The following is a 15,045-nucleotide window of genomic DNA, read 5'->3' as shown; positions in this document are numbered from 1 at the left end:
CGGGTCAGCGGGCCCGCCCGCCGCCCGCGCGCAGGGTTCTGACCCGCAGCCGCCAGGGCACCGCGACGGACTCCAGCTGCACGGCCAGGTTCATCTTCGACTCCCCCACCGTGCGGTCCTCGAAGTGGATGGGCACCTCCACGACCGTGAAACCGGCCCGCAGCGCCCGGTACTTGGTCTCGACCTGGAAGCTGTAGCCCGCGCTGTCGACGGTGTCGAGGTCCAGGGCGCGCAGGGCCGCCGCGCTCCAGAGGTTGAAGCCGCCGGTGATGTCGCGCAGCCGGGTGCCGAGGATGGTGCCGGCGTAGGCGTTGGCCCAGCGCGACAGCAGCCTGCGGTGGGCGCCCCAGGCGGCGGAGAGCGTCCCGCCGGGCACGTAGCGGCTGCCGACGATGACGTCCGCGCCCGTCGAGAGGGCCACCCCGAGCAACTCGGCGATCTTGTCGGCCGGGTGGCTGCCGTCGGCGTCCATCTGCAGCACGTACGCCGCGCCGTCCTCGACGGCCCGCGTCATGCCGGCCGCGTAGGCCCGCCCCAGGCCCTCCTTGGCGGTGCGGTGCAGGACGGCCATGCGGGAGCGGCCCGGCTCGTTGTACTTCTCGGCCAGCTGCTCGGCGACGGCGCCGGTGCCGTCGGGGCTGGCGTCGTCCACGACCAGCAGCCGCAGCCCCTCCAGGGGCAGGGCCATCAGCGCCTCCGCCATCATCGGGAGGTTCTGCGCCTCGTTGTAGGTGGGCATCACCACGGTCGTCGCGGTGCGGCTCCACTCGGCGGGCAGGGGGGTCATGACGGTGTGCGGAACGCTCATGGGACTGTCCTGTCGCTCGGGGTCGTGGGTCAGGCCGCGGAGAAGCGGATGGCCGCGTCGGGGATGGCGGTGCCGCACCAGACGCGGGCGCCGTCGCGCAGTTCGTTGTCGGCGCCGACGTCGGCCCGGTCGCCGAGGACGGCGCCGTCGAGGACGGTGCGGGGGCCGACCCGCGCCCCGGCGCCGACCATGGACGCGCGCACCCGCGCGCCCTCCTCGATGCGCGCCCCGTCCAGGACGACGCTCCCCTCGACCTCGGCGCCGGCCGCCACGCGGGCCCCGGCGCCGACGACCGTGCCGCCGCGGAGCCGCGCCCCCGGCTCGACGTGGGCGCCCGGCAGCACCAGGTGCTCGCCGGGCTCGCCGGGCACGGCCGGGGAGCGGACGACGCCGCGCACCAGGTCCGCGGAGGCCTGGACGAAGGAGGCCGGACGGCCGAGGTCGAGCCAGTACGAGGCGTCCACGACACCGTGCAGCAGCGCGCCCGCGGCCAGCAGGCCGGGGAAGGTCTCGCGCTCCACCGAGACCGGCCGGCCGGTGGGGATGGTGTCGATGACCTCGCGGCGGAAGACGTAGCAGCCGGCGTTGATCTGGTCGGTGACGATCTCCTCCGGGCGGCGGGGCTTCTCGGTGAAGGCCAGGACGCGGCCGTCGGCGTCGGTGGGCACCAGCCCGAACGCCCGGGGGTCGGCGACCCGGGTCAGGTGCAGGGTCACCTCCGCCTGCGCCCGCTCGTGGCGGCGCAGCAGGGCGCGGACGTCGAGCCCGCTGAGGATGTCGCCGTTGAAGACGAGGACGTCGTCGCCGGGCCCGGCCTCCAGCGCGTCGGCGGCGGCGCGGATCGCCCCGCCGGTGCCGAGCGGCACGTCCTCGGTGACGTAGGTCAGCCGGAGGCCGTGGGCGGATCCGTCGCCGAAGTACGGCTCGAAGACCTCGGCGAGGTAGGAGGTCGCCAGGACGACGTGGTCGACCCCGGCGGCCCGGGCGCGGGCGAGCTGGTGGGCGAGGAAGGGCACGCCGGCGGCCGGGACCATGGGCTTGGGGGTGTGGAGGGTGAGGGGCCGGAGCCGTGTGCCCCTGCCGCCGACGAGGAGTACCGCCTCTGTCATGCCACCGCCCTCACACCTTGTCGTCGCATCGTCGCACTGCGTTAGTTTTCGCGGGAAATTACACTACAATCGGCTGTCTGCGTGCAATGTCCGCTATGCGTGGCGAACGTATCGGGAGATGCCCTTGCGACAGGTGAAGGCAAGAGGGAAACGTCGGGGCGGCCCGTCGGAGCTGCTGGCACTCGGCCGGGAATTCGCGAAGTTCGGCACCGTCGGCGGCATCGGGATCTTCGTCAACTTCGGCGTCTTCAACCTCTGCCGGGGCATCACCGGCCTCCCCGTCGTCCGGTGCAGCGTGATCGCCACCGTCGTCGCCATCGCCTTCAACTACCTGGGCCTGCGGTACTTCACCTACCGCGACCGCGCCCGCGGCCGCCCCAGCCGGGAGGTCGTCCTCTTCGCCGTCTTCAGCGCCGCCGGTCTGATCATCGAGAACGGGGTGCTCTACGTCGCCACCTACGCGTTCGGCTGGGACACCCCGTTCCAGAACAACGCGTTCAAGTTCCTCGGCATCGGCACGGCCACCCTCTTCCGCTTCTGGGCCTACCGGGCCTGGGTGTTCCGGATCGGCCGCGGGCCGCGGCACGCCCCGCGTCACGACGCCACCGCCGGCGTCCCCGACGAACCCGCCGCGTACCGCCCCGAGACCACCGCGCCTCCACCGTAGGAACCACACCGGCCCAGGGCAGCAGCCGGGGGCGGCCGGGCCGCCAACTCCGGTGGAACCGGCGGGGACCGGAACGTGAAAAAGGGCCCGGAACACGGGAAAGGGGGCGGCCCCGGGTGTTCACCCGGGGCCGCCCCCTTTCCTCACCGCCGTCAGGTGTGCGTGCGCAGCAGCGTCCGCATCGTCCGCATGGCCACCGACAGGTTCGCCAGGTCGAACGAGTCCGAGCCGCGGATCTCGTCGAGGGTGGTGCGCGCCCGGGCCAGGATCGGCGCGTTCTTCTCCTCCCACGCCGTGAAGCGCTGCTCCGGCGTCGAGGAGCCGTTGCCCACCGAGAGGATGTCGGCGGTCAGCGCGGCGTGGCAGGCGTACAGGTCCTCGCGGATGGAGGCGCGGGCCATGGACTGCCAGCGGTCGGAGCGCGGCAGCTCGATGATCCGGTCCATCAGCTGGCTGATGTGCAGCCGGTCGCCGAGGTCGTAGTAGACCTCCGCGACGAACAGGGCCTCCTTGCCCGTGCGCTCCGCGATGGCGACGATGTCCAGCGCCGGGAAGACCGAGGAGAAGCCGGCCACGCGGACCGCCAGCTCGTCGGGGACCCCGGCGGAGGCGAGCTCGTCGTGGATGGACTTCCACCACTCGAGGTCGTCGCCGCGCAGCAGCTTGGGCAGCTCGGCCCAGACGGTGGCCACGCCGTCCCGGAAGTAGTCGATGGTCTCCGCGAGGGCGAGCGGCTGCGGGCGGTTGTTGAGCAGCCAGCGGGTGCCGCGCTCGACCAGGCGCCGCGAGTGCAGCCGCACCCGCGTCTGGACGTCGGCGGCGACCGTGTTGTCCAGCGCCTCGACCGCGTCCCACACGGCGTTCAGGCCGAAGATCTCGCGGGCCGCGGTGTGCGCCCGGACGATCTCCTCCAGGGACGCCCCGGTCTCCTCCCGCAGCCGGTGCAGGAAGGTCGAACCACCGGAGTTGACCGTGTCGTTGACGAGGACGGTCGTCACGATCTCGCGGCGCAGCGCGTGGTGGTCGATCTGCTCGCCGAAGGACTGCCGCAGGGCGGTCGGGAAGTAGGCGTACAGCAGACGCTGCAGGTACGGGTCGTCCGGCAGGCCGGTGGCGAGCAGTTCCTCGGCCGTGGTGATCTTGATGTAGGCGAGGAGGACGGCCAGTTCGGGCTGGGACAGCCCGCGTCCGGCGGAGAGCCGCTCGCGGATCTGCCGGTCGGTCGGCAGGAACTCCAGCGCGCGGTCCAGGTGGCCCTCGCGGCTGAGGCGGCGCATGATCCGGTGGTGGGCGTGGAGCAGGCTGGGGGCCTGCGCCACGGCGTTGGCCAGGGCGACGTTCTGCGCGTAGTTGTTGCGCAGGACCAGCTCGCCGACCTCGTCGGTCATCTGGGCCAGCAGCTTGTTGCGCTGCTTGACGGTCATGTCGCCGTCGGACACCAGGGAGTTGAGCAGGATCTTGATGTTCACCTCGTGGTCCGAGGTGTCCACGCCGGCGCTGTTGTCGATGGCGTCGGTGTTGACCTTGCCGCCCGCCAGGGCGAACTCGATGCGGCCGAGCTGGGTCAGGCCCAGGTTGCCGCCCTCGCCGACGACCTTGACGCGCAGGTCCCGGCCGTCCACCCGGATCGGGTCGTTGGCCTTGTCGCCGACGTCCGCGTGGGACTCGGCGGAGGACTTGATGTAGGTGCCGATGCCGCCGTTCCACAGCAGGTCGACAGGGGCGCGCAGGATGGCCTTCATCAGCTCGGCCGGGGTCATCTTGGTGACGCCCGCCTCGATGCCGAGGGCCTCGCGGACGTGCGCGTTGACCGGGATCGACTTGGCCGTGCGCGGGTGGATGCCACCGCCCTTCGAGAGCAGCGCCCTGTCGTAGTCGGCCCACGACGAGCGGGGCAGCTCGAACAGGCGCCGGCGCTCGGCGTAGGAGGCGGCCGCGTCCGGGGTCGGGTCGAGGAAGATGTGCCGGTGGTCGAAGGCGGCGACCAGGCGGATGTGCTCGGAGAGCAGCATGCCGTTGCCGAAGACGTCGCCGGACATGTCGCCGACGCCGACGACGGTGAAGTCGTCGGTCTGGGTGTTGTGGCCCAGCTCGCGGAAGTGGCGCTTGACCGACTCCCAGGCGCCGCGGGCCGTGATGCCCATGCCCTTGTGGTCGTAACCGGCCGAGCCGCCGGAGGCGAAGGCGTCGCCCAGCCAGAAGCCGTACGACTCCGCGACCTCGTTGGCGATGTCGGAGAAGGTCGCGGTGCCCTTGTCGGCGGCGACGACGAGGTAGGTGTCGTCCTCGTCGTGGCGCACGACGTCCTTGGGCGGGACGACCTCGCCGCCGACCATGTTGTCGGTGATGTCGAGCAGGCCCGAGATGAAGGTCTTGTACGAGGCGATGCCCTCGGCCAGCCAGGCGTCGCGGTCCACCGCCGGGTCGGGCAGGCGCTTGCCGACGAAGCCGCCCTTGGCGCCGACGGGCACGATGACGGTGTTCTTCACCATCTGTGCCTTGACCAGGCCCAGGATCTCGGTGCGGAAGTCCTCGCGCCGGTCGGACCAGCGCAGACCGCCGCGGGCGACCTTGCCGAAGCGCAGGTGCACACCCTCGACGCGCGGCGAGTAGACCCAGATCTCGAACGCCGGGCGGGGCGCCGGCAGGTCCGGGATGGCCTGCGGGTCCAGCTTGATCGACAGGTAGTCGTGGGGCCTGCCGTCGGCGTCGCGCTGGAAGTGGTTGGTGCGCAGGGTGGCCTTGATGACGGTGAGGAAGGCCCGCAGGATGCGGTCCTCGTCCAGGCTCGCCACCTGGTCGAGTGCCCCGTCCAGCTCCTCCAGCAGCCCGTCGATCAGCTCGTTGCCCGCCCGCTGGAGCGCCGGGGACATCCGGGCCTCGAACAGGTTGACCAGGAGGCGGGTGGTGTGGACGTTGTTGCTGAGGGTGTCCTCCATGTAGGACTGGCTGAAGGTCACCCCCGCCTGCCGCAGGTACTTGGCGTAGGCCCGCAGCACCATCGCCTGGCGCCAGTCGAGGCCGGCGCGGAGCACCAGCCTGTTGAAGTTGTCGTTCTCCGCGGCGCCGGTCCAGACGGCGGCGAACGCGTCCTGGAAGCGGCCGCGCGCGTCGTCGCCCTCGACGTGCTCGGGCATCCGCAGGCCGAAGTCGTAGATCCAGGCCGTGGTCCGGTCGGAGCAGCGCAGCTCGTACGGACGCTCGTCGACGACCTCGACGCCCAGGCGGCTGAGCACCGGCAGGACGGCCGAGAGCGAGACGGACGCGCCCGTGCGGAAGATCTTGAAGCGGCGCTCGCCGGGGCCCGCCCCGACCGGCTCGTAGAGGCTGAACTCGAAGTCGCGGTCGCCGTCGCCGGTGGTCAGCTTCTCCAGGTGGCCCAGGTCGCTGACGGCGGCGCGGGGGCTGTGGTCGGCCTTGTAGCCCTCGGGGAAGGCGTGCGCGTAGCGGCGCAGCAGCTCGGCGGCGCGCTCCTCGCCGACCTCGGCGGTGAGCGTCTCGGCGAAGCCGTCGGCCCAGGAGCGGGCGGCCTCGACCAGCCGGGCCTCGATGCGCTCCTCGTCGGCCTCGGTGAGCTCGGGCAGGGTGGAGCCGGGCTCGACGCGGACGACGAAGTGCAGCCGGGAGAGGACCGATTCGGTGTTCCAGGCGGTGAAGTCGACGCCGGCGCCGTTCAGCTCCTCCTTGAGGATGTCGATCAGCCGCAGCCGGACGCCCGTGGTGTAGCGGTCGCGCGGCAGGTAGACCAGGGCCGAGTAGTAGCGGCCGTACTCGTCGCGGCGCAGGTACAGCCGCAGCCGGCGGCGCTCCTGGAGGTAGAGCACGCTGGTGGCGATGGACCGCAGCTGGTCGGCCGGGGTCTGGAAGAGCTCGTCGCGCGGGTAGGTCTCCAGGATCTGGAGCAGGTCGCGCCCGTCGTGGCTGTCGGGCGAGAAGCCGGCGTCGGCCAGCACCTGGGCGACCTTGCGCCGGATGACCGGGACGCGGCGCACCGACTCGGTGTACGCGGCCGAGGAGAACAGGCCCAGGAAGCGGCGCTCACCGGTCACGTTGCCGTCGGCGTCGAACTTCTTGACGCCCACGTAGTCCAGGTAGGACGGGCGGTGCACGGTGGCCCGGCTGTTGGCCTTGGTGAGGACGAGCTGCCGGTGCTCACGGGCCTTGGCCCGGGCGTCGGCCGGGAGCCGGCTGAAGGAGGCCGAGGCCGGGCGGGACAGCGGGGCGTGGTTGCCCTCGTGGTGGCCGTGGGCGGTGTGGGCCGGGTCGGAGCGCAGGATGCCCAGGCCGGTGCCGGGGACGGCGGTGAGCGCGTCCTCCTCGCCGCCGTCGGCGGAGGGCACCTTGGTCAGCTCGTACTCGCGGTACCCCAGGAAGGTGAAGTGGTCGGCGGCGAGCCAGCGCAGCAGCTCGCGGGCCTCGTCCACCTCGGTGACCGGGAGGTCGGCGGGGGCCGGCTCCTCCGGCAGGCCGTCGGCCAGCCGGAGCGCGGCGTCGCGCATCTTCTCCCAGTCCTCGACGGCCTCGCGGACGTCGGACAGGACGCGCAGCAGGTCGGCGGCGATCTGCTTGAGGTCGCCGCGGTCGGTCTCGCGGTCGATCTCGACGTGGATCCAGGACTCGACGAGGGCGTCGTGCGGCAGCGGGGCGTTCGCGCCGGTGCCGTGCGCGTCGCAGCTGGAGCCGAGGACCTCCAGCAGGCGGCCGGTCACGTCGCGGCGGACGACCATCTGCGGGTGGATGACGACGTGGATGCCGCGGTTCTGCCGGGACAGCTCGTTGGTGACGGAGTCCACGAGGAAGGGCATGTCGTCGGTGACGACCTCGACGACGGAGTGGCTGCACGTCCAGCCGTTCTCCTCGACCGTGGGCGTGTGCACCCGGACGTTGGCGGTGCCCTGCGGCCGGTTCTCGGCGAGACGGTAGTGCGACAGCGCGGCGCCGAAGACGTCGACGGGGTCGCGGCCCGTCAGGTCCTCGGGGGCGGTGTGCAGGTAGTAACGCTGGAGGTAGGCGGTCAGGGCGTCCCCGGCGAGCCCGCCCTCACCCTCCGCACCGGTCGGTGGTTGCCCCCCGGCCGGGCCGTTCTCGGCGACGCGGGCCGCCCGCACGAGCAACTCGGCCTTGGCTTCGTCCAGCTTGGTCTGCATGTCCTCTGGCTCCTGTCGCGCGCCGTTGCGTGACATCGGTGGTGAAGGCATCACGCCGGGACGCGGTATCTCCGGTCGTCTTCGACGGTATGCCGGGATGAGGGGTGACCGGGCCGATCCGGAGGAACTGTGGCAGACCTGTGAAGAGAGCTGCCGGCGCCCGACGGGCCCGGTTCCGGGTGACAGCGCAGGCCCGGGCGTCGTGGCGCTCCGGGCGCGGGCCGGCGGCGTCGTCGCCCCTGGCGGATATCGCGCTGATCACCCGGTAAGGCTATCGCTCTTCCGGGGGAGCTCGTCATGAGGCGATTGTGGCAAAACCCGGCGCGCGACTTTGACGCTCCGGACAGTGCCCGGCCCGCCGCGCCCCCCCTGCGGCCGGCTCCCCGGCCTCAGCCCACCAGCCGTTCCGCCGCCTCGACCGCCTCCTCCAGCGTGTCCGCCACCGGCACACCGGCCGAGGCCAGACTGGCCCGGCTGTGCGAACCACCGCTGTAGAGCACCGCCTTCGACCCGGCGTGCGCCGCGGCCAGGGCGTCGTCCAGCGCGTCCCCCACGACCACGACCCGCTCCACGGGTATGCCCTCCAGCGCCGCCAGGTGCCGGACCATCTGCGCCGCCTTGCCCTGGTCGCTCCGGCCGGTGCGGCCGTCCACCCGGACGAAGTGCCGGTCTATGCCGTACGTCCGGACCAGGGGTATCAGCTGCTCGTGCGGCGCCAGCGAGCACAGCGACTGCGTCCGCCCGGCCGCCAGCCGTTCCTCCAGCAGCCGCGCGGCCCCCTCGGCCAGCGCGACGTCCACCGCGTGGGCGGCGTAGTGCCGGTGGAAGGCCTCGTCCATCGCCAGCCACTCCTCCTCGGAGGGGAGCCGGCCCATGAGGCGTTCGTAGAACCTGGGGACGGGCACGCAGTACAGGTCCCGGTAGCGTTCGAGCGTGATCGGCGGGAGGCCGACCTCGGCGAACGAACCGTTGGTCGCCGCGAGGACGGCATCGACGTCGTGGAGCAGCGTGCCGTTCCAGTCCCAGACGATGTGGGCGCCGTGCTGAGTCATGTCACGACGGTACCGGGGGCCACTGACAACGCCCCGTCCCGGGCACCGGGCCTCAGACCAGGTTGGGGATCTCCTGCACCCCGAACCACATCAGCTCGTGGTCCTCGGCGCCGTCCACGACGAACCGGGCGTCGTCGTCGCCCAGGTCCGCCGCGCCCAGCGCCGCCGCGGCGGCCGCGACGTCCGCCTCGGCGTCGTCCGCGTCCACGTGCACGGCGGCCGCCTTCGACAGCGGCACCGGCCGGGCCAGCCGCACCTCGCCGACCGCGTCCCGGTCCAGACCGAAGCCCGGGTCCACGGTCACCTCGGCGTCCGGCACGTCGACCGCCACGACCACCCGGCGGCGCGCCGCCTCCGGGTCGGCGGCGAGCCGGCGCAGCGAGCCCAGCGCGGCGCGCCCGAGCGCGGCGTACTCCAGTTCCTCCATGTCGTCGGAGGTGTACCACTCGCGCAGCGCGGGGGTGACGGCGTAGGCGTCGACGGGGGCGGGGCCGAGCTCGCCCGCCTTGTGCGCCTCGGCGAGACCGGGGAGGGTCAGGGGGACGTAGACGCGCATGACCGCCGCTTTCCGGAGTACCTACGGTTGTGCTGCCAGCATACGGGGGCGAGTCCCCCTTCGAAGTGCGGGGAGCCCCCGGCCCGCCCTCCCACCGCACCCCCGCACACCGCCGTGACCAGGGCCGATCGAGGGACGGCCGCCCTGATAGGTGAATCGCCCGGCCCTGTGCGAAGCCCTTGTCCGGGCGGGCGGCGCGCCGGTAGAAGATCCCCGACCGAAGGGGGCGACGACATTGAACAGGACCACCGGGCCGGGCCGGAACGCGGGCCGCCGGAGCGCACCGCCGCGGCGCACCGACTCCCGCCGCCCGGGCGGCGGGTACCGGACGCGGGCCGGCATCCCGCGCTACTGGTTCGCCGAGCAGCTGCTGCTCACCCTCAGCGGGCAGCGCCCGGTCCACCGCATGATCGGGCACACCCTGCCCGCCGCCTACGACCTGCTCGCCGAGCTGGCGCCCCGCGCGCCCCTGCGGCCGGCGGCCCCGGGCGGGCGGGCGCCCGTCGTCCACCGCTGCGACGAGTTCCAGCCGCGGCCCGGGGTGATCGAGGCGTACGCCCGGATCGTCTCCGGGGACCGGCTGGAGGCGCTGGCCTTCCGGCTGGAGCAGGGCACGGACCGGCGCTGGCGGTGCTCGGCGGTGGAGCTGGGCTGCGCCCGCGCCTGAGACCGGCGGCCCCGGGAGGCCGGGAGCCGGAAACGCCGCCGGGGCGGGACACCCTCCGTGTCCCGCCCCGGCGGCCGGCTCCCGCGGCTCACTTCTTGCGGCGGCGGCCGCCGTTCTTCTGGGCCTTGCGGCGCTCGGCCCGCGTCATGCCGTCCGCCGGCGAGCGGGTGACGGAGTCGTCCTCGAAGTCGCCCTCGATGATGCCGCCCTCGCCGTCCACCGTCGGGGCGGAGAAGTGCAGCCGGTCCGGCCGCTGCGGGGCGTCCAGGCCCTTGGCGCGGATCTCCGGACGGGCCGCGGCCGGCACGGCATCCTCGATCTTCTCCAGGGACGGCCCCTCGGCGCCGGGCTGCACCGGCACCTCCTCCAGCTGCTGGTCGACCTGGACCTCCAGGTTGAACAGGTAGCCGACGGACTCCTCCTTGATGCCCTCCATCATCGCGGTGAACATGTCGAAGCCCTCACGCTGGTACTCGACCAGCGGGTCCTTCTGGGCCATGGCCCGCAGGCCGATGCCCTCCTGGAGGTAGTCCATCTCGTAGAGGTGCTCGCGCCACTTGCGGTCCAGCACCGACAGCACCACGCGGCGCTCCAGCTCGCGCATGATGTCGGAGCCCAGCTGCTCCTCGCGCGCCGCGTACTGCTCGTGGATGTCGTCCTTGACGGACTCGGCGATGAACTCGGCGGTCAGGCCGGCGCGGTCGCCCGCGGCCTCCTCCAGCTCCTCGATGGTCACCCGCACCGGGTAGAGCTGCTTGAAGGCGCCCCAGAGCCGCTCCAGGTCCCACTCCTCGGCGAAACCCTCGACCGTCTCGGCCTGGATGTAGGCGTCGATGGTGTCGTCCATGAAGTGCTTGATCTGCTCGTGCAGGTCCTCGCCCTCCAGGACGCGCCGGCGCTCGCCGTAGATGACCTCGCGCTGGCGGTTGAGGACCTCGTCGTACTTCAGGACGTTCTTGCGGGTCTCGAAGTTCTGCTGCTCGACCTGCGACTGGGCGGAGGCGATGGCCCGGGTGACCATCTTGTTCTCGATCGGCACGTCGTCGGGGACGTTGGCCATGGCCATCACGCGCTCGACCATCTGCGCCTTGAACAGCCGCATCAGGTCGTCGCCCAGCGACAGGTAGAAGCGGGACTCGCCCGGGTCGCCCTGACGGCCGGAGCGGCCGCGCAGCTGGTTGTCGATACGGCGCGACTCGTGCCGCTCCGTGCCCAGGACGTAGAGCCCGCCGAGCGCCTTGACCTCCTCGAACTCGGCCTTGACCGCGGCCTCGGCCTTCTCCAGGGCGGCGGGCAGCGCGGCCGCCCACTCCTCGATGTGCTCCTCCGGGTCGAGGCCGCGCTGGCGCAGCTCGGCCTCGGCGAGGTCCTCCGGGTTGCCGCCGAGCTTGATGTCCGTACCGCGGCCGGCCATGTTGGTGGCCACCGTGACGGCGCCCTTGCGGCCGGCCTGGGCGACGATCTGCGCCTCGCGCTCGTGGTGCTTGGCGTTGAGCACCTCGTGCGGGATGCCGCGCTTGGCGAGCTGCTGCGAGAGGTACTCGGACTTCTCGACCGAGGTGGTGCCGACCAGGATCGGCTGGCCCTTCGCGTGCTTCTCCGCGATGTCCTCGACGACGGCGTCGAACTTCGCGACCTCGGTGCGGTAGATCAGGTCCGACTGGTCCACGCGCTGCATCGGGCGGTTGGTCGGGATCGGCACCACGCCGAGCTTGTAGATCTGGTGGAACTCGGCGGCCTCGGTCATGGCCGTACCGGTCATTCCGGAAAGCTTGTTGTAGAGGCGGAAGAAGTTCTGGAGGGTGATCGTGGCGAGCGTCTGGTTCTCGTCCTTGATGTCCACCCCTTCCTTCGCCTCGATCGCCTGGTGCATGCCCTCGTTGTAGCGGCGGCCGGCGAGGATACGGCCGGTGTGCTCGTCGACGATCATGACTTCGCCGTCCATGACGACGTAGTCCTTGTCACGCTTGAACAGTTCCTTCGCCTTGATGGCGTTGTTGAGGTAACCGACGAGCGGCGTGTTGACCGATTCGTAGAGGTTGTCGATGCCCAGCCAGTCCTCGACCTTGGTCACGCCGGACTCGTGGATGCCGACCGTGCGCTTCTTCTCGTCGACCTCGTAGTCGCCGGTCTCCTCGATGCCCTTCTGCGGGTTGGCCGGCTCGCCCCGCTTGAGGCGCGTGACCAGCTTGGCGAAGTCGCCGTACCACTTGGTGGCCTGGTCCGCCGGGCCGGAGATGATCAGCGGCGTACGGGCCTCGTCGACGAGGATCGAGTCGACCTCGTCGACGATCGCGAAGTTGTGACCGCGCTGCACCAGCTCGTCCTTCGACCACGCCATGTTGTCGCGCAGGTAGTCGAAGCCGAACTCGTTGTTGGTGCCGTACGTGATGTCGCAGCCGTACTGCTCGCGGCGCTGGGCCGGCGTCATGTTGGCGAGGATGCAGCCGACCGACAGACCGAGGAACTTGTGGACCCGGCCCATGAGTTCCGAGTCGCGCTCGGCCAGGTAGTCGTTGACCGTGATGAGGTGCACGCCGTCGCCCGACAGCGCGTTCAGATAGGCGGGGAGCGTGCCCACGAGGGTCTTGCCCTCACCGGTCTTCATCTCCGCCACGTATCCCAGGTGCAGCGCGGCGCCGCCCATGAGCTGGACGTCGTAGTGACGCTGGCCGAGCACGCGCTTGGCGGCCTCGCGGACGGTCGCGAACGCCTCCGGCAGCAGGTCGTCGAGGCTCTCGCCGTCGGCGTAGCGCTGCTTGTACTCATCGGTCAGGGCGCGCAGCTCGGCGTCGGAGAGGTTGATGAAGTCCTCTTCGATGGAATTCACCTGGTCCGCGATGCGGTGCAGCTTGCGCAGGATCTTGCCTTCTCCTGCACGCATGATCTTGCCGAAGACGGACACGTAGGCTGACTCCTTGCCGGTCGGGCCTGGCACTGACTGTCCCCGCCACCGGCGGGGAGGGGGTGCGCGGGCACGACGGGACAGTCCCCGCCGCAACGGCCATCGTAAGCGAGGACCCCGCCGCGCCGGGAGGTCCGTCATTCCCGAGGCCGCCTGTCACCCGCACGATGAACGAACGGGACGGCCGCGGAGTGCCCGCCGGGGGTAACCGGCGGGCACCGTGTTGCCACCGCCGTGACACCCTCTGCGGGCATGGAAGCAATATCGCTCACGACCCGGCGGCTGGTGCTGCGCCCCTTCCTGCCCTCCGACGCCCCTGCCGTGCACGCCGCCTGCCAGGACCCGGAGATCGCGCGCTACACGCCGGTGCCCTCCCCGTACACGGCGGAACACGCCCGCGCTTTCGTGACGGAGAGCTGCCCCACGGGCTGGCGCGACGACACCGAGTACACCTTCGGCGTGTTCACCCGGGACGACGGGCGGCTGACGGGCGCGATGGCGTTGATACGGCTCGCCCTGCACGAGCCCGCCCGGCAGGCGGAGATCGGCTACTGGACGGCCAAGGAGCGGCGCGGCCGCGGCTACACCGCGGAGGCGGCCCGCGAGGTCGTCCGCTGGGCGTTCGAGGACCTGGGCGCGGAGCGGCTGGAGTGGATCGCCGAGGCGGGCAACCGGGGCTCCCGCGCGGTCGCCCTCGGATGCGGCTTCCGGATGCAGGGCACCGTGCGCGGCCTGATCGTGCACAACGGCACGCGCCGCGACGCCTGGACGGCCACGCTGCTCCCCTCCGACCTGGGCCTCCCCTCGGCGACGCCGTACCTGCCCCATCCCGGGCGCGACTGAGCGCCACCCGGCCCGGCGTCCGGGCCCGTTGTCAGTGGCCGGTCCTAGGGTGACCGCATGACGACAACTGCCGCCTACGCCAAGGGCCCTGGGGCCGCCGTCCGACTCTCCGCCGACGAGGCGCGCCGCATGGCGCTGCGCGCCCAGGGGCTGCTCGGCGCGCCCGACCGGCGGGCCGGGGTGCGCGGGGTGCTGCGCCGCCTGGGCGCGGTCCAGCTGGACACGATCTCGGTGCTGGCCCGTTCGCACGAGCTGGTGCCGTACGCCCGGCTGGGCGCGGTCGGCCGGACGGCGGTCGAGGAGGCGTACTGGGCGGGCGCACCGGGGCCCGCGCACGGCTTCGAGTACTGGTCGCACGCGGCGTGCGTGCTGCCCATCGAGGAGTGGCCGCTGTTCGCCTTCCGGAGGCGGGCGTTCCGTGAGCGGGGCCACCGCTGGCATGTGATGGAGGACGCGGAGCGCTCCTGCGCGGCGGTGCGCGAGCGGCTCGCCGCCGAAGGGCCGCTGACGGCCACGCAGTTGGGCGGCGCGAAGAACGGCGGCCCCTGGTGGGACTGGTCCGAGACGAAGATCGCCGTCGAGTGGCTGCTGGACACGGGCGAGGTCGTCTGCACCGAACGCCGCGGCTGGAAGCGGGTGTACGACCTGGCGGAACGGGCTGTTCCGGACGCCCTGTTCCACGACGACCTGGACGACGCGGCCTGCATACGGCGGCTGGTGGCGCAGGCGGGTGCGGCCCTGGGCGTGGCCACCCGGGCCGATCTCGCGGACTACCACCGGCTCAAGGGCGAGCAGGTCGACGCGGTGCTGCCGGAGACGGGCCTGGTGCCGGTCGAGGTGGCGGGCTGGTCACGGCCGGCGTGGGCCGATCCGGAGGCGCTGGCCGGGGAATCGGCGGCGAAGGGCCGCCGGCACCGTACGACGCTGCTGTCCCCCTTCGACTCGCTGATCTGGGACCGGCCGCGCACGGAGCGGCTCTTCGGCTTCACGCACCGCCTGGAGGCGTACGTGCCCCGGGCCAAGCGCGTCCACGGCTACTTCGCGATGCCGCTGCTGGCCGGCGGGCGGCTGGTGGGCCGGGTCGACCCGGCCCGCGAGGGCCGCACGCTCGTGGCCCGGCAGGTCTCCCTGGACGGCCCGGCGGCGGTCCCCCGATGGCGCGGGCCCTCCGGGAGGCGGCGGAGTGGGTGGGCTGCGACGCGGTCCGCGTCGAGCGCTGCGACGACGCGGCCCTGGCGAAGGCGCTGACGAGGGCCCTGGCGTGACGCCCCTCGCACCGGGCCGGCTCGCC

The 15,045-nt window shown here is 72.4% G+C and carries 9 protein-coding genes and 1 pseudogene; 4 read left to right on the top strand and 6 right to left on the bottom strand.

Features of this window, described 5'->3' with window-relative positions; translation table 11 throughout:
* Positions 1 to 4: 4 nt before the first annotated feature.
* Together AC230_RS28745 and manB are read right to left on the bottom strand one after the other, a co-directional pair.
* On the bottom strand, positions 5 to 808 hold the full coding sequence (locus AC230_RS28745) for a polyprenol monophosphomannose synthase (RefSeq protein ID WP_049719254.1): 804 nt from the start codon (positions 806 to 808) through the stop codon (positions 5 to 7).
* A 29-nt stretch (positions 809 to 837) separates the two neighbouring features.
* Complete coding sequence (gene manB, locus AC230_RS28740) at positions 838 to 1,917, bottom strand: mannose-1-phosphate guanylyltransferase (RefSeq protein WP_049719253.1); 1,080 nt, start codon at positions 1,915 to 1,917, stop codon at positions 838 to 840.
* A gap of 133 nt (positions 1,918 to 2,050) precedes the next feature.
* On the opposite strand from manB, the gene AC230_RS28735 reads away from it, so the two are divergent.
* On the top strand, positions 2,051 to 2,584 hold the full coding sequence (locus AC230_RS28735) for a GtrA family protein (RefSeq protein ID WP_422125656.1): 534 nt from the start codon (positions 2,051 to 2,053) through the stop codon (positions 2,582 to 2,584).
* A 152-nt stretch (positions 2,585 to 2,736) separates the two neighbouring features.
* Here the strand turns inward: AC230_RS28735 and AC230_RS28730 are convergent, their stop codons facing one another.
* From AC230_RS28730 to AC230_RS28720, 3 genes are all read right to left on the bottom strand, one after another.
* Positions 2,737 to 7,731 carry an NAD-glutamate dehydrogenase gene (locus tag AC230_RS28730; RefSeq protein ID WP_049719252.1) on the bottom strand — a complete coding sequence of 1,665 codons (4,995 nt, stop codon included), beginning with the start codon at positions 7,729 to 7,731 and terminating at the stop codon, positions 2,737 to 2,739.
* A 389-nt stretch (positions 7,732 to 8,120) separates the two neighbouring features.
* Complete coding sequence (locus AC230_RS28725; RefSeq protein ID WP_049719251.1) at positions 8,121 to 8,783, bottom strand: HAD family hydrolase; 663 nt, start codon at positions 8,781 to 8,783, stop codon at positions 8,121 to 8,123.
* 52 nt (positions 8,784 to 8,835) lie between these two features.
* Positions 8,836 to 9,339 (bottom strand): DUF6912 family protein, encoded by a 504-nt coding sequence (locus AC230_RS28720; RefSeq protein WP_049719250.1) that lies wholly within the window; start codon positions 9,337 to 9,339, stop codon positions 8,836 to 8,838.
* Between the two features lie 235 nt (positions 9,340 to 9,574).
* Between AC230_RS28720 and AC230_RS28715 the strand changes: the two genes are divergently transcribed.
* A complete protein-coding gene (locus AC230_RS28715; protein ID WP_049719249.1) occupies positions 9,575 to 10,006 on the top strand; it encodes an Rv3235 family protein in 432 nt (143 codons plus the stop codon).
* Between the two features lie 88 nt (positions 10,007 to 10,094).
* Here the strand turns inward: AC230_RS28715 and secA are convergent, their stop codons facing one another.
* Positions 10,095 to 12,911 (bottom strand): preprotein translocase subunit SecA, encoded by a 2,817-nt coding sequence (gene secA, locus AC230_RS28710; protein ID WP_049719248.1) that lies wholly within the window; start codon positions 12,909 to 12,911, stop codon positions 10,095 to 10,097.
* Between the two features lie 252 nt (positions 12,912 to 13,163).
* Between secA and AC230_RS28705 the strand changes: the two genes are divergently transcribed.
* Together AC230_RS28705 and AC230_RS28700 are read left to right on the top strand one after the other, a co-directional pair.
* Positions 13,164 to 13,754 (top strand): GNAT family N-acetyltransferase, encoded by a 591-nt coding sequence (locus tag AC230_RS28705; protein ID WP_049719247.1) that lies wholly within the window; start codon positions 13,164 to 13,166, stop codon positions 13,752 to 13,754.
* 57 nt (positions 13,755 to 13,811) lie between these two features.
* Positions 13,812 to 15,019 (top strand): annotated as a pseudogene (locus tag AC230_RS28700) (winged helix-turn-helix domain-containing protein).
* The last annotated feature ends 26 nt before the right edge of the window (positions 15,020 to 15,045 follow it).

This window comes from Streptomyces caatingaensis (assembly GCF_001187435.1).
GTDB lineage: Bacteria > Actinomycetota > Actinomycetes > Streptomycetales > Streptomycetaceae > Streptomyces > Streptomyces caatingaensis.
This window is presented reverse-complemented; position numbering and strand designations above follow the sequence as displayed.

Coding starts and splice junctions, on each gene's coding strand:
- manB (WP_049719253.1), bottom strand. CDS start 1,917: ATGACAGAGGCGGTACTCCTCGTCGGCGGCAGGGGCACACGGCTCCGG.
- AC230_RS28725 (WP_049719251.1), bottom strand. CDS start 8,783: ATGACTCAGCACGGCGCCCACATCGTCTGGGACTGGAACGGCACGCTG.
- AC230_RS28720 (WP_049719250.1), bottom strand. CDS start 9,339: ATGCGCGTCTACGTCCCCCTGACCCTCCCCGGTCTCGCCGAGGCGCAC.
- AC230_RS28730 (WP_049719252.1), bottom strand. CDS start 7,731: ATGCAGACCAAGCTGGACGAAGCCAAGGCCGAGTTGCTCGTGCGGGCG.
- AC230_RS28745 (WP_049719254.1), bottom strand. CDS start 808: ATGAGCGTTCCGCACACCGTCATGACCCCCCTGCCCGCCGAGTGGAGC.
- AC230_RS28705 (WP_049719247.1), top strand. CDS start 13,164: ATGGAAGCAATATCGCTCACGACCCGGCGGCTGGTGCTGCGCCCCTTC.